The sequence below is a fragment of the Pectobacterium peruviense genome (assembly GCF_003312355.2).
Classification (GTDB): Bacteria; Pseudomonadota; Gammaproteobacteria; order Enterobacterales; family Enterobacteriaceae; genus Pectobacterium; species Pectobacterium peruviense.
On sequence record NZ_CP161826.1, the window covers coordinates 2,687,339 to 2,709,578 of the forward strand.

The window sequence follows — 22,240 nt, forward strand, 5'->3', positions numbered from 1 at the left end:
AGCATTCCGATTGCACGCGCTCGTTGCCAGCGACTTGAAAAACGCTCTCCGTATTTTTTGTTTCTGCTTTGCGCCAATTATTCTCGCCTAACCAGTCTTTTATTTCGTCTCTCTCCTTCTCCCTGTTATTTCCCTTTCTTTTTGACATCAACGGTTGGCAAAGCCTTTTACTGACGGTACTCTGAGAATTCTTATTTCATCTCAGTTATGGAACATTCTGGCAATGTTTGAAAATATCTCTGCCGCACCGGCCGATCCTATTCTCGGGCTGACCGATCTTTTCCGCGCCGATGACCGCGCGGATAAAATCAATCTGGGTATTGGTGTCTATAAAGATGAAACCGGCAAAACTCCGGTTCTGACCAGCGTAAAAAAAGCAGAACACTATCTGCTGGAAAATGAAACCACCAAAAACTATCTGGGCATTGACGGTCTGCCAGCATTCGGTCAGTGCACACAGGAACTGCTGTTTGGCAAGCAGAATGCCATCATTGCCGACAAACGTGCCCGTACGGCACAAACCCCAGGCGGAACCGGTGCGTTGCGTGTAGCCGCTGATTTCATTGCAAATCAGACGTCTGCAAAGCGTATCTGGATCAGCAACCCAACCTGGCCAAATCACAATAACGTTTTCTCTGCTGCTGGTTTGGAAGTTTGCCAATATGACTATTACGATGCAGCGAATCATGCGCTGGATTTTGATGGCTTGCTGAACAGCCTGAACGCCGCACAAGCGGGTGACGTGGTGCTGTTCCACGGCTGTTGCCATAACCCAACCGGTATCGATCCTACCGCTGAGCAGTGGGCTAAACTGGCTGAGCTCTCGGTAGCAAAAGGCTGGCTGCCGCTGTTTGACTTCGCCTATCAGGGCTTTGCCCGTGGGTTAGAAGAAGATGCTGAAGGCCTGCGACTCTTTGCAGCGACGCATGATGAACTGATCGTATGCAGCTCGTACTCTAAAAACTTCGGTTTGTACAATGAGCGCGTCGGTGCCTGCACGCTGGTTGCTGCTGATGCAGCAACGGCAGACAAGGCATTCAGTCAGGTGAAAGCCACCATTCGCGCCAACTACTCTAACCCACCATCACACGGCGCTACCATTGTTGCTACCATTCTGGGCAACGATGCACTGAAAGCCATTTGGGAACAGGAATTGACGGCAATGCGTGAGCGTATTCAGCGTATGCGTCAGCTGTTCGTAAATACCTTGCAGGAAAAAGGCGCGGAGCAGGATTTCTCCTTCATCATCAACCAGAATGGGATGTTCTCATTCAGCGGCTTGACCAAGGAGCAGGTTCTACGTTTGCGTAACGAATTCGGCGTTTACGCAGTGAATTCCGGCCGTATCAACGTTGCAGGGATGACGCCTGAAAACATGGCACCGCTCTGCGAAGCGATTGTTGCCGTACTCTGATCCTTCTGCGATCAAAAAAGCCGACACATTGTGTCGGCTTTTCTACTTCTGCTTTTCAAGTCTATAAAACACTACCAAATCGCGGCATCTTCACGTAGGAAAGGATTGGTTTTACGTTCATGCCCTAAGGTCGACATCGGGCCGTGTCCAGGAATAAAGGTCACATCGTCGCCTAGCGGGAGTAACTTATTTTTGATGGACGCAATCAGCGCCTGATGATCACCCTGTGGGAAATCCGTGCGCCCCACACCACCGTTGAAAATAACATCGCCTACCTGTGCCAGACGCGACTCAACATCAAAGAAGACAATGTGGCCGGGTGTATGCCCTGGGCAGTGGAAAACCGCCAGTGTCGTCTCCCCCACACTGACCTCATCACCTTCCTGTAGCCAACGTGATGGTGTCAGCGGCGCATACTCTTCCAGACCAAACATCCGGCTCTGTGCTGGTAGCCCTTCCAGCCAGAAAGCATCTTCAATCTGTGGGCCAATAATCGCGACCTGATAGTGATCCGCCAGTTCCGCAGCCGCGCCAACGTGATCCAGATGGCCATGCGTTAACAGGATCTGCTTAACTAAAATCCCTGCATCTGCGACAGCGCATTTGATTTTTTCTGCATCACCGCCGGGATCGACAATTGCCGCTTCATTGGTTTTTTCACACCATAATAACGTGCAGTTCTGGCTAAATGCCGTCACCGGAACAATTTGATATTTCATATCACTCCATGTTGAATAAACTGAACGGCTCGCGATGTATTCACGAACCGTATCAGAAAAAATTTAGGCTGCGGTAGAGAATTACCAGGTGCGGACGGGGCCAGTATCGATATGAACGAAGTCACTGCGAGGATAGTAGCCAACTCCACCGGCGCGCATCTTGGTGGCAGCTTTACGAATGTTGGCCAGTTGAACACCTTGAATATGGAAATCCATCGCCTGCCCTTTCGTGTGGTAGCTCTGTTTTGCCACTCCCCGGCTGTGCGCACGTAATTCATTATTGGTATCTATCGCGCGATAGCCAGAAATCAGTTGCACAGGTTTGTTGGTGCCCAGCATGACCTGTAAACGGTAGAGCTGATCGAAAAGTTGGGGGTCAATCATTTTGACTTTATTAGCGCGGTAATCGCGGAAAAAATGATTCAGGCGGGAAAGTTCTGATTTGTTATACCGTTTGCCATCAAAGAATTCCGTTTTTAGCCGCTCTCCGGTATTCAGGTTGTCCAGTGTCAAAATTCGTGGTCGGGGCGTAGATAACGTTGCAAATGCCTGACCGGGAAGCAGTGCGATACCTAGTGCGGCACCACCCAGTGCAAGCCACTTACGGCGATGATTGTCAATGTGATCCATAGAACAAGTACCCTGGCTAAAAGAACGGTATAAAGGAGGCACAAAACGCACCGCCTTGAACCTTAACTGCCAGAGAAAAGTGAGTCAACCCGCTTTGCTTACGGGTTTGCGGGAGATCGCATCGATCCCCCGCAAAACGATAAAATACCAAGACTGCTAATGCCCATGTTTTCAATACTTACTGAAGCAACAGTCCTGCTCTGGACAGCACTTTCGTCCCAGCTCGGGCGGTATCATCATAATTGTAAATATCTGTTCGGAACTGCGGTCGGCCATCTTCAGCCACCCACGCGGTCAGATAATAGAGATTGACCGGAATCCGATGTTTCATTGAAACAAAGGTGGTGTTTCCCTGATCCAGCGTGGAAGAAATACGACTATTATTCCATCCCGCATCCTGTAATAACATACTGGCCAATTCCGATGCCTTATTGACTCGCACGCAGCCGGAACTCAGTGCCCGGATATCACGCTGGAACAGATTGTGATTCGGCGTATCGTGCAAATAAATCGCTTCTGAGTTAGGCATATTGAATTTATAGCGCCCCAGCGAGTTGTTCGCACCAGGCGCCTGACGCAGGCGATACGGGAAACGCTCTGGTGATACCCCCGGCCAATCGATCATAGAGGGGTCAATCACTTCTGCATCCTGACTCCAGCCGGACAACACCGTATAGCCATGACGTGCCAGATAGCCAGGATCGCGTACTACTTTAGGAATGATATCCTGCCGAATCAGCGTCGTAGGGACATTCCACGGCGGGTTGACCACCACGTTATACAGCGAGCTGCTCATCAACGGCGTTTTACGCTTAGGTTGCCCAACAATGACACGCGACGATAAACGCTCAGCGCCATCCTGATAATAGATCAGTGAATAATTGGGGATATTCACCATGATGCCAGTGTGAACATTATCCGGTAGCAGGCGCAACCGCTGGATATTCAACGCCAGCAGCGTGGCACGCATTTGCGGAGACACATTGAGCCAGTCGCGGGTACGTTTACCAATAACGCCGTCATCCTCCAGCCCTTGCCAGTGCTGGAAGCGTTTAACCGCGTCAACCAATTCGCCCGTGTAGCGATCGTCTGCATTGGTGACGCCATCGACTACAGACGCTTGCTCAGTTAGTGATGTGGTTGTCGCAGCCGTATTTTCGTTAAACAGCGTGATACTCTCTGTTGACGACAGCATGCCAGTACGTTGCAGAATTTCACGCAGTACCGCCAGTCCCTGACTCTGCTGTTCCGGACGTAGCGATTCCGTCAGGGTCAGGTTCGGCCACGGACGATTGTCCGTCAGCATCGTCTTCAATGCTTCATGCATTTTGGCGTATTGCGAATGCTGTGGTGCCAGCGACACGACATAGGCCGCGCTGGTGCCGGATTTCACGGCCTGCTGCCATTGAGCAACAATATTAGCTGCCGGAGATTGCAGGCGATAAGGCACGCTGCTGTACAGCCAGTCATTACCACTGCGTTCCACGCCAGAGACGAACTGCAAATAGCCCAGCATCGCATCCGATAGCACGACATCACGCGCAAACCCAGTCAATTGAGGATCGGTCAGCGAGGTCACCCATGTGGTGAACTGCGGCTGTACACCCGCGATCGCTAATTCGGCCAGCTGTTGTTGAAACTGCTGAACCGCGCGATTGTCTGCCCACATAGGTTGCATCTGGTGTTGGGCATAAAGCGATGATAAATCAGAGAGATAATGTAACGACACGCCGTGCGGCAGCGCTGAAAGAAGCCCTGCACGGCTCTTTTCCGCAGAAACCACACCCGAACTTTGTGATAAGCCAGAAATTACCGTCGGAGAGGCTGCCTGCACCGAAAACGAAGAAGACAGGCTTCCGACCCAAATACAACCCACGCGCAACAGTAGCCTGACCATTTTTCGCTTATGTAACAACAACATCCATTTATCCCCTGTACTCATTAATCACTATGCTTTCACGACAATCCACGTTGAACATGGAAATAAAAAACCGAATTCGCTCGCATACGGTCACTCTGGCGTAAACACATTCTTTCGTTTTTCTCGTGTAGAAAACGATAAAGAATGAAATAGGATCGTTTTTTATATGGCGTAAATTATTACTGACACGCCGCTTTACAATATACAACCGCAAATCCCTCTACGGCCTGTAATCATTTCTCGTCAGTATATAAAGAGAAAAATATTTTTGCTTCTTCTTCTGGTTATTATCTTACGCGTTGATGAACCGATTCCCCGCAAACATACTTTCTAAGCAAAAATAGCCTCTACGCAAAAATAAAGCCGCTTAAAAAAGCGGCTTTATCATTATAGAAGAAAATAACAGCACGGTTTATCGCTATGAGGCTTGCTCTTGCGTCTCTGGCGTTTCCGTTCCGAACCCACGTAGCCCAACCACATGGACGTGCTCGTTGTTTTGGTAGACTTTACGCACCAGCTTGTAGGTGGTGCCTTTCTCGGGGCTGATATTTTCCGGTGCAGCGATGACCAATTGCATTTCCAGACGATCGCAGAGCTCGAATAGCGTCGCGATCGATTTGGCATCCAGACGAGCCGCCTCGTCGAGGAAAAGCAGGCGACACGGAATGATATCTTTGCCGCGTAGACGCTTAGACTCTTCTTCCCAGCTCTGTACCACCATAACCAGAATCGACATCCCGGTACCGATGGCTTCCCCAGTAGACAGCGCCCCACTTTCCGCTCGCAGCCAACCATCTGCACCACGATTAACCTCAACTTCCATTTCAAGGTAGTTTCGGTAGTCCAGCAGCTCTTCGCCGATCGTCTGCGGCGTGCGCTGCCCCATATCAATTTCAGGATTCAGACGTTGATACAGTTTTGCCAACGCTTCCGAGAAGGTCAGACGATTGCTGTTAAACAGATCCTGATGCATTTCCTGCTGTTCGGACAGCACATTGAGCAGCGTGGTATGCGTTTCACGCACGTTGACGTTCAGACGAACGCTCTTCACCTGACCAAACGATACCGCTTGCAGCCCCTGATTCAGCATCCGAATACGGTTCTGCTCGCGCTGGATCGTTTTACGAATAATGTTTGCCACACTGCGCGAGCTGATTGCCAGCATCTGCTCACGCGCCATCAGCTCTTCGGTCAGACGATTAAGCTCGATTTCCATCTGCTCAATGGCCTCTACCGGATCATCGGTGCGGATAATATCCTGACGGATACGCTCGCGCAGATGCTGGTAAACGGCGATGTAGAACTGAATCTTGCGCTCTGGTCGCTTCGGATCTTCGGAAAGCCGCAGCACATCACGTAGATGTTCGTTATCCGCAACGGCCAAGCGCAGCGCACCCAGCGCCTTATCCGACATGGAACGCAGTTCGTCGCCTTCCATATAGGCCAACTCACGGCGATGTAGACGACGCTCAACGCCGTTGTCTTTCACCAACCGCATGACCGCACACCAGCCTGCTTTCGCCGTGACAACCTGCTCGCGCATCTGGTGATAATCGCGTTCCAGTTTGCGCAATTTCTTCTGCAAACTGTCCATTTCCGCTTCACAGAACGTAATCTGCTTTTCCAACTGATTACGCCGTGAGCGGTTAGTGCTTAATGCTGCGTGCAATTCATCGCGACGCTGACGGGCACGCGCTTCGGCATCCACATCCGCACGCACGCCAATATCCTGAAGTTCTTGCGTCAGTTCCTTCAGCATGTCCTGTTTGGCATCATAAGAGCTTTTTAGCGATGCCTGAACCTGACTGTATTGCGTCAGCTGTGTCTGGTGCTGACGTAGCTGTTCACGTGCTTTTGCCCGTTCAGCCTCTGCCTGCTCCAGACGATGGCGCAGCTTATCATTCAGACCCGCGTTTTCACCCAACATCCCAGCCGAATCAGCATAGCTAAAGTGCGCACGGCGTTGCACAACTTCAGTCAGTGCAAACGCCTGCTGTTTTGCCTGCCGCTGTGCGTTCTGCGCCTGAGTGTAATCTTCCTGCAACTGCTCATGCTGCTGTGGATCGCTTTGCAAGACAGAAACCAGCGGCTCCAACTTAACCAGCGTCGCACCATGCTGTTGAATGAAACGGGCGGACTCTTCGGTTTCATCCAACTCCGCACGAATCTCTTCCACACGATCCTGCAACGTTTCGTCGCATAGCAGGCTAATACGCGGAATCAGTTTATTCAGTTGTGCGCTGGCTTCTTTCGCCTGTTCGTATTGCTGACGCTGCTGCTGGTTTTCACCATCAAAACTAGCCATCGCACGATCAAGTTCGCCGCGACGAGAGCTGAGCGTACGGATTTCCGCTTCAGGATCTTCATCGAAAACGACAGCCAGATGGGTACCGATGAACCGGCTGAAAGACTGATGCAAGCGCTGTGTTTTCTGCACGTCAAATGACAGCGTCGCGTACTGCTCTGCCAGCGCTTCGCGTTCATCACGCAGACCTTCCAGACGCATTTCACGCGCGGCACGGCCAAACAGCGGCACTTCTGGGAAACGAGAATAACGCCATTGGCGCTCCGCGACTTTCACCACGACGGCGCGTTCCAGCTCGTCAACGGCAAACACGCTGTCATCGAACGACTGCGGATCGCCTTCGATCAGATACAAATCTTCCGGGCAATCTTCCAGACCGGCAAGTTGATCGCGTACCAGAGAAAGATCGGACACCACAATCGCATGGCGGGATGGACCATAAAGCGCGGAGAAGTACGGAGCATCATCCAGCGTCACATCATCATAAATTTCAGACAGCAGCACGCCGCCAAAACGTTCCGCTAGCGCGTTCAGGCGCGGGTCTTCTGAGCCACCCGGCTGGCTTAATCGCTCAACCTGCGCTTCGATTTGGCGTTTGCGTGCGGCAATGTCATCACGTTCAACCGTCGTTTCACGTTCACGTTCCAGCAATTGCTGCATGAATTCCGTCACCTGACGGCTATCTTCAAACGTTTCGCCGCTCTGCTCGCTGAGTTGCGTCAGCGTTTCCTGTGCAGCCAGCCAGACTGGTGCACGCGCCGTCAGCTTCTGAATTCGCTGTTGAGTTTGATCCAGTTCCTGACGCAGTGTCATGCGGCGTTCACCCGCCTCCGACACTAGCGATGACAGCGTTTCGATACGGGCATCAAGCTCTTGCTGGAGCGACTCCAGCTCTTCTGGCTGATAGTCCTGACCGTTGCGCTTGCTGAAATCCTGCAATAACCGTTCAGCATCCTGCTGCTCACGCAGACGCTGTTCCAACTCAGACAACCGCATCCGCAGCGGCTGCACTCGCTCCGCCTGATAGCGTTGTGAAGAACTGTCGCGCAACAAGTCACGCGCAACCTGCCAGGCCTCATTGCGATTAACCGCACCGGCAATCTTGCTCACCAGTTGATAGGCTTGCTCAAACTGACCGTGTGCCGCGTCTGCCACACTCAATTTCTGTTCCAGCATCAGCAGAATTTCTGTCGCTTCCTGCTCTTTCGCCTGATAGCTGTCCAGCCATTCATCTGCGTTGTCTGCTGTTAAATCCGGTAACTGGCAAAGCGTGCGAGCACGTTCCAATGCCTGTTGAGCCTGTTGGTACTGAATGGCACGCGTTTGCTGAACGTCCAGCGCCTGCTGATAATCAGCAAGCTGACTTTTCAGCTCATCCACTTCCAGTTCAGCGGCATCAGCACGTTCTTCGTTTCCGGCCTGCTGATCACGTGCTTCTTCCACCACCTCATTCTGTTCTTCGAGGCGATAGCTCAATTCTTCCAGATCGGCACTGTAGCGCTCGATCTTTTCCTGCTGGCGCATCGCTGTCTGCACCAGATTCAGGTGGTCGCTGGCTGCCTGATAATCCGTTTCCAGATCGCCTTCAGCACCGCTCTGCTCTGCCAACTCCCTCGCCATTTCCACATGACGATATTGCTCACTCGACAGTTGCTTACGGCTGGAGAACAAGTCTCGACGCAACTCCAGTGCCCCATCCAGATGGATGCGACGCTCATTGGCATGCCGCATGTAGTCAGCGGCAACATAGGATGTCGCTTCAGAGATCAGATGCTTAAACAGATCGCGGTCAGACTGGGTGACGCGAATCGCTTCCAGCGTCATGCGGTTTTCACGCAGCGCCGCCTCCATATCCTGAAACGCTTTACGCACGCCGCTGTTTTCCGGCAGCAGGTAATCACGCAGCGAACGCGTAATCGCGCTGGAAATACCGCCGTATAGCGAGGCTTCAATCAAGCGATAAAACTTGCTGCGGTCGGAGGCAGAACGCAGGCGGCGCGGCACTACACCCAAATCAAACATCAGCGAGTGATAATCGGTGATGGAGTTAAACTGCTTGAACTGAACGCCTTCCATCTCCTCGACGCGCTCTTTCAGCTCTTGCAACGAAAGTACGCGCGCCTGACGATCGCCGACAATCTGCGTCAAAATTTGCGTCGGCTGAATAGCCGTCGGCAATCCCTGGATAGTGAAAGGCTTGATATCGACTTTACGGTCACGCCCCGCAACCTGTTGGAGACGAACCCCAACCAGCACGCGCTGATGACGCGAGTTAACGACATCCAGCGTGGAATAGCAGACGCCAGCGCGCAGTTTACCGTGCAGGCCTTTATCGCGTGAACCGCTGGTGGCACCAGCTTCGGTGGTGTTTCTGAAATGCAGCAGCGTCAGGTCAGGGATCAGCGCCGTAATAAAGGCAGCCATCGTGGTGGATTTCCCGGCACCGTTACCGCCAGATAGCGTGGTAACCAGTTCATCCAGATCGAAGGTGCGGGCGAAAAAGCCGTTCCAGTTGACCAGCGTTAGTGAGCGAAATTTACCGCGTTCAATCATTCCTGTTCATCCTCAACACTTATTCATCCTCGCCCGTTTCTGGCGCGGTATCATCGGTGCGATCATTGTCGTCGCTGTCATCTTTCAGCGACAAACTACCTTCAACAGGCATCGCTTCACCATCGCGAATCATTCGTAGCTGTGCTTCACGGGCATCATCGCCGCTGCGCACATCAGCCCCGAAACGGAATACTGATTCAGTAATTCTGAACTTGCTGCTGTCATTGCCCATAAAGTAGATCATGCCTAGCCGGCGTAAGCGGTTAAGCGAGGTTCTGACTTTTTCCTGCAATTTTTGACGATCCAGATCGGAACCGGTGGAACGCTGGTTAACCAATTTCAGCAGCTTACTTTCATCCGCCAGACTCAGCAGCTCTTCATAAAGCTCCTGCTGGCTGAAAATGCCTTCATGTGCCAAACGTTCCGGGCTCAGATAGAGATAACAGAGAATTTTCCCTACCATCATATCCAGCTCAGACAGCACAGAGCGCGGGATCAACGTGGTAGAGCGCGGACGCAGATAGAAAAACCCTTCTGGTGCGCGGATCAGTTCCACGTTGTAACGGCTGTAGAATTCCTCCAACACTTCCTGAAAATCCATCAAAAACACGTGGTTTTCCAGTTCTTCAATACCAATATGGCGCCCGGCGCGCAATTGGCTGTCCAGCGCAGGAAAGAGACTATTCGACAGCGCGGTTGCCAGTTTTACTGGCATAAATTGTTCAATATTTGTCGATGACATGGGCCTGCACCTTGGCTCCGTACTCATTGATCGCCTGCCACAATGCAGGCAATCCGGTGAAATCTGTGTCGGCTACGCCCAGGCGTACTGCCTGGTCGACCACGATTCGGGCAACATCAAAATGCCGCGAGCGAGGATACTGCGCGAGGTATTCACGCATCACTTCACTCAAATCAAGCGGGATCTGCTGCGCCTTATATTTATGCAGCGCCTGCTCGACCAGTGCGATTAACTGCTCGCGCATTTCACTAAATTCTTCATATTCCAGTTCTGGCGGCAGTTCACCGGTCACTTCTTCACTACGCAATGTCAGCTCTTCGTCACGCATATCCAGCAGACGATCCGCATTGGCGAACGTCAGCGCCCATGGGTTATCGAAATAGCTCTGTACGGACTGACGCAACCGCTGAGCAAAGACGCGGTTTTTATCCATATCAATGGCGGTACGAATAAACTTATGTACGTGGCGGTCATAACCAATCCACAGATCTATCGTCTGCTGTCCCCAGCTCACAATGCGGTCAAGTTTGTTTTGCAGGTCGAATACTAGCTTATCGACAAATTCCAGATTATGCGGATTATTCATAATCGCATCCTGAATGCTCAACAGACTCGTCTGCAATTTGTCGCCAGCAGCTTCAAGCGTATCCTGCAATTCACGCAGCGTAGATGACGTTTCCGTCAGCAGTTGTTCACAGCTACTGATCGCCGCCCGCCAGTCCTGATTTAACAGCGCAGCAATGTCGTCTTTAACACCCTGCTGCTGTTCATCCATCACGCGCTGCGACAAATCAATACTGTCAAAAATTTCAGCAACGGAATATTTCAGCGGCGCAAATACGTTGCGGTGCCAGTGGAACTCATCGCCGTCTTCTTCCGCCGCATCGGCCGCCCGGCTGAGCTCCTGCGCCACGATAGAAAGCTGCATGGAAAGCCGCAGCGTCGAGAACTCACGCTGCCGGATGTAGTAATCGGTAATACCGATTCCCAGCGGCGTCAGACGATAAATCGCATTGCCTTCCGCCTGCTCACTGGTAAAACGGTTAAGCAACCGCTGACGTACCAAGTCATTAATCGCATTATTGGCGCGGATGGTAATGGTTTCGTTCGTCTGATCAAATCCCTGACTCACATGACGGAAGGCATCAATCAGCTCACCTTCACTCATTTCACCATCCATACGCTCGCCATTAAGCGTGGCAATCGCCATCAAAAACGCCAGGCGTTCGGTGGGGAGGGAAATGGAGAAATCGTTTTTTCGTGCCCAGGCGACCAGTTCGGGTACAGTCTGGGAAAAATCACTCATAATGCATCCTTCAAAGGGGGTTTATGCGCCATGACATGGATATAACGGCCCAAACTCACAAAAGGCTCTTGTCGGCAATACCGCTGCTCAAGCTCCAGAATGTCGGCAAACTTATCAATCTGGTGCTGCTTATTCTGCAAGTAGTCATGAAACACACGCACGCCAGTTTTTCCGCTAATGGTCATCCCCATCTCATCAAGCCAGCCGTACACGTCTTGCGGATTCAGCGGGTGATTTGGCGATAACGAGCGCCGTTTGTTCTTCGGCATACCGACCTGAACATAATCAAAGTTACCCAGCACCATGTTACGCATCAACAGTCCGTGATGGTTATAAAACATCAAAGACAGCGCACCACCCGGCGACAGGCAATCATACAATATTCTCAGCGCCTGCTGCGGTTGCTCAACCCACTCCAGCACCGCGTGGAACAATATCAGATCGGCGGGGCTTTCCATATATTGCGCGATATCCTGTGCGGCACACTGCACAAAACGCATATTATGGGTAACGCCCTGCTCCGCTGCCGTGTTTTTGGCGCGCTGAATCATCTCATCGGAAACATCGCACAACAATACCTGATGTCCTAAAGCAGCCAGACGACAGGCCATCTGCCCTTCACCGCCTCCCGCATCAAGGATGCGCAAAGGCCGTGCCGGAAGCTGGGCCAAAAGATTGCTAAGATCCTGCCATAATACCGCTAGCCGAAGTCTCCCCTTCGTTGTGCCATAGATATTCTGAGCAAATTTTTCGGCAATATCGTTAAAATTGCGATCCTGCATCTGTCATTGTTCCGCATCATATAAACGGTGAAGCTCGTGCAGCACATGTCTGCACGATGCAATTTTTTCCGGCCTGCCATTTTGGCACAGGCTGGCTTAGAATAAATGGCCTTACCGCATGATATCTTCCCAGATGCGGGTTTTTCACTCAAAAGGAATGCGATTTTATGCTTTTCACACTCAAAAAGTTCGTCGGTGGCCTTCTACAACCCCTGCCATTGCTGCTGCTTTTGATGGGTGTCGGCCTGTTGTTGCTCTGGTTTACTCGGCGGCAGCGCACGGGAAAAACGATAGTTTTAGCCAGTTGGCTGATGCTTATTCTACTCAGCCTACAACCTGTTGCCGATCGACTCTTGTTACCACTGGAATCACAGTACCCAACCTGGCAACAGACGCCGCAGGCGAGCAAAGCCGACTATATTGTCGTGCTAGGCGGGGGATATACCTATAACGCGGAATGGGCACCCAGCTCCAACCTTATCAGTAACAGCCTCCCGCGCGTCACGGAAGGTATTCGCCTTTATCATGCCAACCCCGGTGCAAAATTGATTTTTACCGGGGGCGCAGCACAAGGGAACCCTGTCAGTAGTGCGAAAACCGCAGCGCTGGTAGCAGAAAGTTTGGGCATCCCTCAGCAGGATATTGTCATACTGGATACGCCAAGGGATACGGAAGAAGAAGCGGTGGCAACCGCTAAAATTGTTGGCGACAGCCCTTTCCTGCTGGTGACCTCGGCTAACCATCTGCCTCGCGCGATTCGTTTTTTCCAGGCTCAGGGGCTAGCGCCAATTCCCGCTCCGGCGAATCAGATGGCGATCACGTCGGCACTCAATCCGTGGGAGAAAGTGTTCCCGTCCGCTTACTATTTATCGCACAGCGAGCGAGCCTGGTATGAAACGCTTGGTCGACTCTGGCAGTTACTAAAGGGAACCACGGCAACACCGCACGACGCGGAATAACCGCAGACTCATTCCAGCCAGGGAGACAACTCGCGGGAAGCCACATCAAATAGCTGACGGTCTAGCTGTCCCGTATGGATATAACGGGATACTGCTTCCCAAATGACATAGAGCCAGCGCCGGTAGACGAAAGATTCAGATACCGGTGCCTGTTTGAGGTAGTGATAAAGCAGTTGCTCCGGCATGCCGGATTCGCAAAGCCGAAAGAGTTCATACTCCCTGGGTGCCCACAACATCATCCCCGGATTAATCATCGCTAATAGCTGGTCGCTACGCGCATCCTTCAACATACTGCGTAGCGAAAGGTTACCGTGCACCAATACGCAGTTATCGTCAAAATCCTCAAACAACATTTCCAGACACTGGCGCGAGCGATAAAGCACGGTACGGTCCTGCTGCGTAAGCTGCGGGGCATTGACATTAAGCAACGTAGACCACAGGACTTCCAGGCGCTGTTGATACCAACTGAACCAATCATTGTCCTGCGTGCTATCGACAGAGCCCACGCAACCATGGCTATCAATCCGGTGCCAGGCTAATACGTTTTCAACAATTTGGTCCATCAGCAGCGTCCAGCGCTGACCATTTCTTGGCGGTGCCTCTACCGACACACCGCGCAAGCGTTCAATCAGCAGCAGTTCTCGATAAGGCTGCTGCTGTGTCACTACCAGCCCGTAAACGGTTGGCAAACGGACATCGCCTTCACGCGCCAGCATCGAAAGTTTATAAGCTTCCTGCTGCGCCACCCCCTGGCAAACATAACTTTTAGCCAGCAAAGGAATCGCATTACCTTCTTTATCATACAAGGCATACAGATCCGCATAGGGCTGTTCGCTTATGCGCTCAAGTCGGCTGAGGCTTTCCCCCAAAACCGTACTGAGTTCCGATTTCAACTGTTCCATAAACGGCTATACCTCAGCTGAGCCAAATAGCTCCACCCACCATGATGCGGCGAGCAAAGGACAAATACTTCAACGCAGATCAAATAAAGGAGGATCAATGACGTCAGGGAACACGCCCTGTCGAGGTTATTGCAGCGATATCCCCTGCTTGTCAGCAGGGGATATCGTGAATGATGGGCTAGTGTACTAATACTTCATTATTATTCGCGTTCAAAGGCACCTAAGTCTGGAGCCGAGCCTTTGTAAGGCAGTTTGACATCCCCACCCTTATTGATCAGCGCGCTACCCGAAGCAAGATGCAGGCTCTTCAGTACTGGCAAGCTGCCGTCCGCCTGACGCGGTGCATCCCATCCGGTCACAGAGACGCTCTCGAAATCAGCATCTGATACCACAATTTTCAGATCCCACGAGTTATAACGCATGTTCGCCCCGTCGGAGAACGACAAGTCTTTACCGCCGTGAGAAACGTTGTTGCGCAGCGTACCTAGCCCAATCGCTTTTCCGCTTGCATCAATGCCGCGGATATTAAAGTTCGGGTTATTTTTATAGCCAGTGTTGTTAAAGAAATCGTTCGCTACTGGATGGTGGTTGGCATAAAAACCAGCAGCCTTATTTAAAAACGCAACCGAGTTACGCACGGTATGTTTCACCGCATTTGCCACATAAACGCCACCATAGCCGCCGATTTTAAAACCATTGCCGTTACCCGCAGCCAGTGATTGTGTCGTCCCCGGTAGATAGCCGTGCGACCAGGCCCAGGAATTTTCAATCAACACCGGAGAATAGGCATTGATTAAATCGAAGCCATCGTCTGAGTTTGCCCATGCGCGGCAACCACGGAAAATATTACCCGGCTGGTTAGCAGGGATATGCGCACCGAAGCCATCTCCGCTTTGACCTGCACCATTAGAGGTCAGTGGATCGTAATTATGGTGAGAGTCGCTATTCAACACTAGATTATTTCCTCCACGCTGGATGAACAGGCCCGTACCCATAATATGGTGGATATTCAATTGCTCGAATATATTATTGCTGCCCCTGTTCCACACGCCCCAGGATTCATGGTTAAGGTTATTACGTTGCGGAACACCGGTTATTTCCAACCCTTTAACGGAAACCCAATCGGCAACAACATTGAATCCTTTGACTCGGCAATCGTCCTGCATCTGGCTGAAATCAAAAACTGGCACTTCTCCGCTGGACGCCCAATATTCAATGCGCTTACCTTCCGTACCGCTCTTACTCAGCGTGACCGCATTCACTACATCGGTACGCGTCGCACAGACGTTCAGCCCCTTAGTGAACACGTATTTACCGCCACGGATCCACAGGCGATCGCCCGGATTTAACGTTTTCTGTGCGCGATCGATCGTTTTCCAAGGAGAGTTTTTACTGCCGTTACTCGCGTCATCACCGTTAGGTGCCATGTAATAAACCGCCGCACTGCTGCTCGCAGCTGCCCCCATTAACATACCGCCGAGAAAAACTTTTGCTATATAACGTTTAGCATTCATATCATTACCATCCTTAGTTGAAATAACAAAAAACGCCATGCAAAAACATGGCGAATTGATAGTAGCATTTAAATATGAAAATAAAAGTTCCACTCGCAGCGGTTCAATTCAGGATGGGAATGCAGTATCTGTATAAATAAAGCGATGCAACGTAATTTGAGAAAATTTAAGAATAGTTATCTAAATAAATACTAAAGAATTTAAAAATAAAGTGACGGTATTAAGAAGAATTTTATGGGTGTCTACTCCGTAATGAATAGACGCCCCATAAAATACTCATAGTCGGTTAGCGTAATACGTTTTACTGACCAGCCATGACTTGTCGCACACGGGCCAGATCTTCTGGTGTATCAACACCAACGCTAGGCACGGCTTTAGCAACTGCAACATGAATCTTCTCGCCGTACCACAGCACACGCAGTTGCTCCAGTAGTTCGATTTGCTCCAGTTGGCTCGGGGCCCACGTAACATAACGACGAACAAAACCCGCACGGTAAGCATAAATACCGATATGCCGCAGGAAATGATCGCCGATAGTTTCCTTCGACTGAGCAAAACGTTCTCTGTCCCAGGGAATTGTCGCACGAGAAAAATACAGCGCGTATCCCTCAGCATCGGTCACTACTTTTACTGCATTCGGATTGAAGGCTTCTTCGCTGGTTTCAATCGGTACTGCCAGCGTCGCCATTCCTGCTTTACTGGCTGCGAGATTTTCCGCTACCTGACGAATGATAACGGAAGGAATGAGTGGTTCATCGCCCTGAACGTTAACAATGATGTCATCATCGGTAAAACCGTAGCGCTCGATGACTTCAGCCAGTCGCTCTGTGCCAGAATTATGATCGGCGCGAGTCAGGCACACTTCACCACCAGCTTGCCGTACAGCAACCTCGACGTCAGGATGATCGGTGGCAACAATAACGCGTTGAGCCCCTGATTCCAGAGCCCGTTCCATCACATGAACGACCATCGGTTTGCCGTTGATGTCCGCCAGCGGTTTACCCGGCAGTCGGCTTGATGCAAAGCGCGCTGGGATGATCACAGTAAAGGTCATTGTGTTATCTCGTCAGCCCCAAGTTTACGCGCCTCATTCTCCAGCAGCACGGGGATACCATCACGAACTGGGTAGGCCAACCCATCGACCTTGCATATCAGCTCCAGTTTCTCTTTATTAAAATACAGCCGACCATTACAAACAGGACAGGCAACAATCTCAAGTAAACGGTGATCCATGCTTCCTCCATCTTTGGCCGATCAATGACCGACATTTTCTTTCGCCGTAGCAGCGATCTAATAAGTTGATACCCACAGGGGATACCTAAAACCGTAGCAGAAGGACGATTTACGTTCTGCTGCCAGCATTCCGATTAAGCATATCTTCTAGTTTGTCGAGCAATTGTGTGCCGTGGGGCTCAGCTAACACCGCATCAACAGGCAGATACCACCAGTTATCATGAGCAAATGCCTTACATTTTACCGCATCTTTTTCGGTCATCAGCAAAGGTTGTGTCGCATCTCTAGTCAGTGATTCGAGCTGTTCTGGCTGGTACGATTGATGATCAGCAAAGGCGACTTCGCGTGCAATGTTCACTCCCGCATCACGCAGCGTAGCAAAAAAGCGAGGAGGATGTCCGATGCCCGCCACCGCAACGACATCATGCAACTGGCTTAGCGGGCAGGATTCACCTGACAGTAAATTAACCGCCATACCCGCCGTTAATGTCATGCCTATCTCGTTTGTTTGTGGAACACCGCCGTTAACAATGACGGCATCCACTGACGCCAGGCGACTTTCTCTTTCCCGCATCGGACCCGCTGGCAGCCACCACCCATTGCCAAAACGCCGCATCCCGTCAATCACAACCAGTTCGATATCTCTTGCCAACGCATAGTGCTGTAATCCATCGTCGGTGATCACCACATCTAGCGTGTGCCTTGTCAATAACTCGCTTACCGCATCCCCGCGACGCGGGGCTACCGCAACGGGCGCACCCGTGCGTTGGAAAATCAGCACTGGCTCATCGCCTGCCTGCGCCGTCGTCACCGATTCATCCAGCAGCAGCGGATAGCGTTCAGCTTTTCCACCGTAACCACGCGACACTACGCCAACACGATAGCCTCTGCGCTGCAATTGTTCGACAAGCCAAATGACTACCGGTGTTTTCCCATTGCCACCCGCTGTCAAGTTCCCCACGACCACGATGGGTACAGGCGATCGCCAACTTTTCCGCCATCCTAGCCGATAGCTCTGGCGGATCAGAAAAGTGATGAGTCCGTAGAGCCACGATAGCGGCAGCAGCAGCCAATAAAGCCGCGATTGTCCGGACCAAATGCGCTCAATCATTCGCCAAACTGCATTCTATGCAGTTGAGCATAGGCGCCGTTAGTCGCCAGTAACGCGGTATGATTGCCTCGTTCAATGATTCTGCCGTCTTCAACTACCAAAATCTCATCCGCTTTTTCAATTGTGGAAAGACGGTGTGCAATCACCAGAGCGGTACGATCTTTTTGCAGCTCATCTAATGCTGCCTGAATCGCACGCTCAGATTCCGTATCCAACGCCGACGTAGCTTCATCCAAGATCAGGATCGGGCTATCACGCAGCAGCGCACGGGCAATCGCGATACGCTGCCGTTGTCCGCCAGAAAGCATCACACCATTCTCACCAATGACCGTATCCAAACCGTGCTCCATCTTATTGATGAAATCCATCGCATACGCCATTGTCGCCGCACGCTCAATTTCCTCACGGCTATAGTGTTCGTTACGGGCATAAGCGATATTGTTCGCTATCGTGTCGTTGAACAGATGGACGTTTTGAGAAACCAACGCCACTTGATTACGCAAGGAAGATAAACGATATTCGCGTAAATCATGGCCATCAAGCAGAATTTCTCCAGACTGAATATCGTAAAAACGCGTGATCAAACTGGCAATCGTTGATTTACCTGACCCAGAGCGGCCAACCAACGCTACGGTTTTACCCACTGGGATATGCAGATTGATATTCTTCAGTGCCAGATTTTCTCTCGCCGGATAAGCGAAGCTCACCTGACGGAATTCAAGTTCACCTTTCGCACGTTCGATTTCCAGTTTACCGGTGTCGCGCTCCTGTTCCATATCAAGAATGGCGAACAGCGTCTGGCACGCAGCCATACCTCGCTGGAACTGAGCGTTCACGTTAGTCAGTGATTTTAACGGACGCATCAGCGCGATCATGGACGAGAACACCACCGTGATCGTCCCGGCCGTCAACGTCTCCATCACACTAGGGAAGCTGGCAGCATACAGTACAAACGCCAGCGCCAGTGACGCGATCAACTGAATGATAGGATCGGAAATTGATGAGGCGGACACCATTTTCATGCCCTGCTGGCGCATCCGATTACTAACCTGATCAAAACGTTTAGTTTCAACGCCCTGGCCACCAAACATCAGCACTTCTTTATGGCCTTTAAGCATTTGCTCCGTGCTGGTGGTCACATGTCCCATCGTATCCTGCATGTTTTTACTGATACTGCGGAACCGTTTGGACACCAAACGCATGGCGATCGACACGATCGGCGCAATCACAATCAGGATGATAGACAACTGCCAGCTGTAGTAGAACATCAGAATGAACAGGCCGATAATCGACGCCCCTTCCCTGACGACGGTAATCAACGCACCAGATGATGAAGCCGCAACCTGCTCAGAATCATAGGTGATGCGAGATAATAGCGTCCCAGTAGACTGTTGGTCGAAGAACGACACCGGCATCCCCATAATATGGGAGAAAAGGCGGCGGCGCATATTCATCACCACTTTGCCGGAAACCCAAGACACACAGTAGCTGGAAACAAAACCCGACGCCCCCCTGACTAACATTAGCCCAATAACAACCAGCGGCATCCAAAGCAATACTGAGCGGTCTGCCTTACCGAACCCTTCATCCAGCAAAGGTTTAAGCAGTGAAAGCATGAGTGTATCGCCAGCGGCGTTAATAATGAGTGCGATTGCAGCGGCAGCAAGCCCTGCCTTAAAGGGAGAGATCATCGGCCATAGGCGGCGAAAAGTCTGCCAGGTGGAGAGATCTTTATCATTCAGCATGTAGTGAACCTGAATAGGGAATAAATAGCCGACCATTTTACTCATTATACCGCTCTACGCCAAACCACTGATGATACCAACGCGACGATATGTGATCCCTGAACCGTAAAACATGCCATGAATCGCTGAAAAAACGTGCACTTAATTGTCCAAATGACGCAGTATCCAGCCACAAGCAACCATATTGACGATATCGCTCGACAATCTTCACTGAAGGCAGTCGCCACGGGTTATAGCGTGCCGCTGAGGCCATAGCCCACTCAGCATTAACTGCACGAATAAAGGGAGGTGACGATGACGTTTTGCTGCCATGGTGAGGGATTTGTAACAAATTCACACGCAGCGCACTGCGTTCTAAATTAATCAACGCCTTTTCCGCACCTGCCTCCAGATCGCCCGTCAATAAGACACTGTGTTTGCCATCATCAACGCGGATAACGCAGGAGTCGTTATTTTCCGCTCTCTCAACGAGCGCTAAAGGCCACAGGACGGTAAAGGTGAGATCCTGCCAACGCCAGCGCTCACCACGCTGGCAAGGACGATGATTTATAGATTTGATAGCGCTATATATCGTTGCTTCAGGGTAAGCAGTCTGTAGCGTTTCCAGCCCCCCGATGTGATCCATATGACTGTGGCTCAAGATGATTTTTTCTACATCGACTCCCCGCCATCGCAGGTAAGGTAGAATTTCTCGCGTCGCCATGTCGCCGCCTTCCCAGCGGTTTCCCGTATCATATAGCACTGCCTTCCCACGCTGTTCGATCACGATGGCCAGACCGTGACCGACATCCAGCATATCCAGACGCCAATCCGGTTCATCACTCTTTGTGCGAAAAACGAGTAAAACCAGGATCATGGCACCGACACTCATAGGATGGATTCGCCACCAGTTAAAGCGCCATATCACCACCGCGCCCCATCCCGCGATACTCCCTAATAGCAGAGACGCATCAAGATAAATCCATCCTGTCTGTAGATAAGTCAGCGGTGCGAATACCACGCGCAGCGAAAAATCCGCTAGCCACCAGAGAATCTCACTCAGTGGCGCGAACGCGATAGTGGTCAATGCCAGCAAAATCAGTGGAGTGGTAACGAAAGACACTAAAGGTACAGCCCAGAGGTTTGCAGGTAGAGAGGTGATGCTGAAACCATGGAAAATATGCAGTTGCAAAGGCATCAATAGCAGTGTGATACCTGTTTGTAAATGGATCCAGCGCAGCCAGAACCACCGTCGCCGAGTCTGTAACCGATGGGGAAGCGGTGCCCACTGAAACCAGAAAATCAGCGAGGCCACCGCCAGACAAGATAGCCAAAAACTGTCTGACAGCACGCTTAATGGATCGCTGACCAGAATCAACGCGACACACCACAGCCAAACCTGCCAGGCTGAGCAGTTAACGCTCCGCACTTTTAGGCAGATCCATACGCTAAGTGCCAGCGCAGATCGCACCGCAGGAGGATTCCCCCCTGCCAGCCAGACATATCCCCATGCGGCCACAGCGCTCATCAATAATGGGAAACGGTAGCCAATCCACGTTACAGGAAAGCCATACTGTAAGACCCGCGCCATTGCCCAACCAACCAGACCCGCGAGCACGATATGGAGACCGGAGATCGCCATCAGATGCATCGTTCCGGTATTCTGAAGTAACGCCTTGAGTTCTGGGCTAACCGTTTTCATCTCACCAAATGTCAGCGCCAGTAAAATAGACCGCCAAGGCAATCCTTTCACCTGCTGCTCTGCCTGCGCAATCGTGCGCTGGCGGAAATCGCAGCGACCATCAAGTAGACTTGCCGCTAGTACACGACCCGATAGCGGTTGCCGCTTGGCTACTGCCCAACGTTGGCTATCAAAGCCGCCTTCATTTAATCGACTATGAATGGGTCGAAAATTGGCAGTGATTGCCCAACGTTGACCTCCGCACCAGTGTTCCATAGCCGATGATAAGGTCAATTGGGCATATAATGGTGGGAAGACTCGGCGCTGATTGACCTCTTCGAGCCGAACGGTAAGCAAGGCGTCATTGTGTTCACTGAATCGTATGCTGCTTATCGTCACGACGGCGTTAACTGAATTCTGCGTGATACGATCAATTTGCAGCAGCAGGGTTTGAGCATTCAATAGCGCCCAGCAAAAACTCACAACAACAAAAGCCCCAAAGCGAATTCCAGCATGATGCCCCGCCACGAACATCACGCAGATAGAAAGCACCATTCCCCACCACAGCAGCGTTGCCCCAGGGATCTGCGGTAAAAAAAGCAGCGGCAGGATGCCGAGCACGCTCGCCCACGCCAGACTATTTACCGACATCGTCCATTACCATGATGCACCTTCTCTCTTTCCCTGTGGTTCACAATCGCGATGTTGCAGGCATTCAGGTTGATGCAACAGCACAGAAAACTC

Annotated in this window: 16 protein-coding genes; 2 read left to right on the forward strand and 14 right to left on the reverse strand. The window is 51.4% G+C overall.

Annotation, left to right across the window (positions count from 1 at the left end):
• Positions 1 to 223 precede the first annotated feature (223 nt).
• Positions 224 to 1,414, forward strand: coding sequence for an amino acid aminotransferase (locus tag DUT67_RS12190; RefSeq protein WP_113625823.1), 1,191 nt, complete (start codon positions 224 to 226; stop codon positions 1,412 to 1,414).
• Positions 1,415 to 1,485: 71 nt separating this feature from the next.
• On the opposite strand, the gene DUT67_RS12195 is transcribed toward DUT67_RS12190, so the two are convergent.
• The 7 genes from DUT67_RS12195 to cmoM all read right to left on the reverse strand — a co-directional run bounded on the left by DUT67_RS12195 (position 1,486) and on the right by cmoM (position 12,372).
• Complete coding sequence (locus DUT67_RS12195; protein ID WP_113625822.1) at positions 1,486 to 2,133, reverse strand: MBL fold metallo-hydrolase; 648 nt, start codon at positions 2,131 to 2,133, stop codon at positions 1,486 to 1,488.
• 81 nt (positions 2,134 to 2,214) lie between these two features.
• Positions 2,215 to 2,763: a YcbK family protein gene (locus DUT67_RS12200; protein ID WP_039300556.1), complete on the reverse strand. Its 549-nt coding sequence runs from the start codon at positions 2,761 to 2,763 to the stop codon at positions 2,215 to 2,217.
• Positions 2,764 to 2,941: 178 nt separating this feature from the next.
• The gene (gene ldtD / locus DUT67_RS12205; RefSeq protein ID WP_113631904.1) at positions 2,942 to 4,684 is read right to left on the reverse strand and encodes a L,D-transpeptidase; all 1,743 of its coding nucleotides are present in this window, start codon (positions 4,682 to 4,684) and stop codon (positions 2,942 to 2,944) included.
• Positions 4,685 to 5,102: 418 nt separating this feature from the next.
• Entirely contained in the window at positions 5,103 to 9,542 is a 4,440-nt protein-coding gene (gene mukB, locus DUT67_RS12210) for a chromosome partition protein MukB (RefSeq protein WP_113631903.1), read from the reverse strand.
• Positions 9,543 to 9,561: 19 nt separating this feature from the next.
• The gene (mukE, locus tag DUT67_RS12215) at positions 9,562 to 10,284 is read right to left on the reverse strand and encodes a chromosome partition protein MukE (RefSeq protein ID WP_048260514.1); all 723 of its coding nucleotides are present in this window, start codon (positions 10,282 to 10,284) and stop codon (positions 9,562 to 9,564) included.
• Positions 10,265 to 11,590, reverse strand: a complete 1,326-nt coding sequence (mukF, locus tag DUT67_RS12220) for a chromosome partition protein MukF (RefSeq protein WP_048260516.1) — start codon at positions 11,588 to 11,590, stop codon at positions 10,265 to 10,267. Before mukF ends, mukE begins: the two co-directional genes overlap by 20 nt.
• Positions 11,587 to 12,372 (reverse strand): tRNA uridine 5-oxyacetic acid(34) methyltransferase CmoM, encoded by a 786-nt coding sequence (gene cmoM, locus DUT67_RS12225; RefSeq protein WP_048260517.1) that lies wholly within the window; start codon positions 12,370 to 12,372, stop codon positions 11,587 to 11,589. Before cmoM ends, mukF begins: the two co-directional genes overlap by 4 nt.
• A 167-nt stretch (positions 12,373 to 12,539) precedes the next feature.
• Between cmoM and elyC the strand changes: the two genes are divergently transcribed.
• The gene (gene elyC / locus DUT67_RS12230) at positions 12,540 to 13,331 is read left to right on the forward strand and encodes an envelope biogenesis factor ElyC (protein ID WP_113625819.1); all 792 of its coding nucleotides are present in this window, start codon (positions 12,540 to 12,542) and stop codon (positions 13,329 to 13,331) included.
• Between the two features lie 8 nt (positions 13,332 to 13,339).
• Here the strand turns inward: elyC and DUT67_RS12235 are convergent, their stop codons facing one another.
• From DUT67_RS12235 to DUT67_RS12265, 7 genes are all read right to left on the reverse strand, one after another.
• Positions 13,340 to 14,233 carry a YcbJ family phosphotransferase gene (locus DUT67_RS12235; protein WP_113625818.1) on the reverse strand — a complete coding sequence of 298 codons (894 nt, stop codon included), beginning with the start codon at positions 14,231 to 14,233 and terminating at the stop codon, positions 13,340 to 13,342.
• Between the two features lie 200 nt (positions 14,234 to 14,433).
• On the reverse strand, positions 14,434 to 15,747 hold the full coding sequence (gene pelN / locus DUT67_RS12240) for a pectate lyase PelN (RefSeq protein WP_113625817.1): 1,314 nt from the start codon (positions 15,745 to 15,747) through the stop codon (positions 14,434 to 14,436).
• 301 nt (positions 15,748 to 16,048) lie between these two features.
• A complete protein-coding gene (gene kdsB, locus DUT67_RS12245; protein WP_113625816.1) occupies positions 16,049 to 16,801 on the reverse strand; it encodes a 3-deoxy-manno-octulosonate cytidylyltransferase in 753 nt (250 codons plus the stop codon).
• Complete coding sequence (locus DUT67_RS12250) at positions 16,798 to 16,980, reverse strand: Trm112 family protein (RefSeq protein ID WP_005967647.1); 183 nt, start codon at positions 16,978 to 16,980, stop codon at positions 16,798 to 16,800. Before DUT67_RS12250 ends, kdsB begins: the two co-directional genes overlap by 4 nt.
• A gap of 109 nt (positions 16,981 to 17,089) precedes the next feature.
• The gene (lpxK, locus tag DUT67_RS12255; RefSeq protein ID WP_113625815.1) at positions 17,090 to 18,091 is read right to left on the reverse strand and encodes a tetraacyldisaccharide 4'-kinase; all 1,002 of its coding nucleotides are present in this window, start codon (positions 18,089 to 18,091) and stop codon (positions 17,090 to 17,092) included.
• Positions 18,088 to 19,836, reverse strand: a complete 1,749-nt coding sequence (msbA, locus tag DUT67_RS12260; RefSeq protein WP_113625923.1) for a lipid A ABC transporter ATP-binding protein/permease MsbA — start codon at positions 19,834 to 19,836, stop codon at positions 18,088 to 18,090. Before msbA ends, lpxK begins: the two co-directional genes overlap by 4 nt.
• 37 nt (positions 19,837 to 19,873) lie before the next feature.
• Positions 19,874 to 22,147, reverse strand: a complete 2,274-nt coding sequence (locus DUT67_RS12265; protein WP_113631902.1) for a ComEC family protein — start codon at positions 22,145 to 22,147, stop codon at positions 19,874 to 19,876.
• Positions 22,148 to 22,240 lie beyond the last annotated feature (93 nt).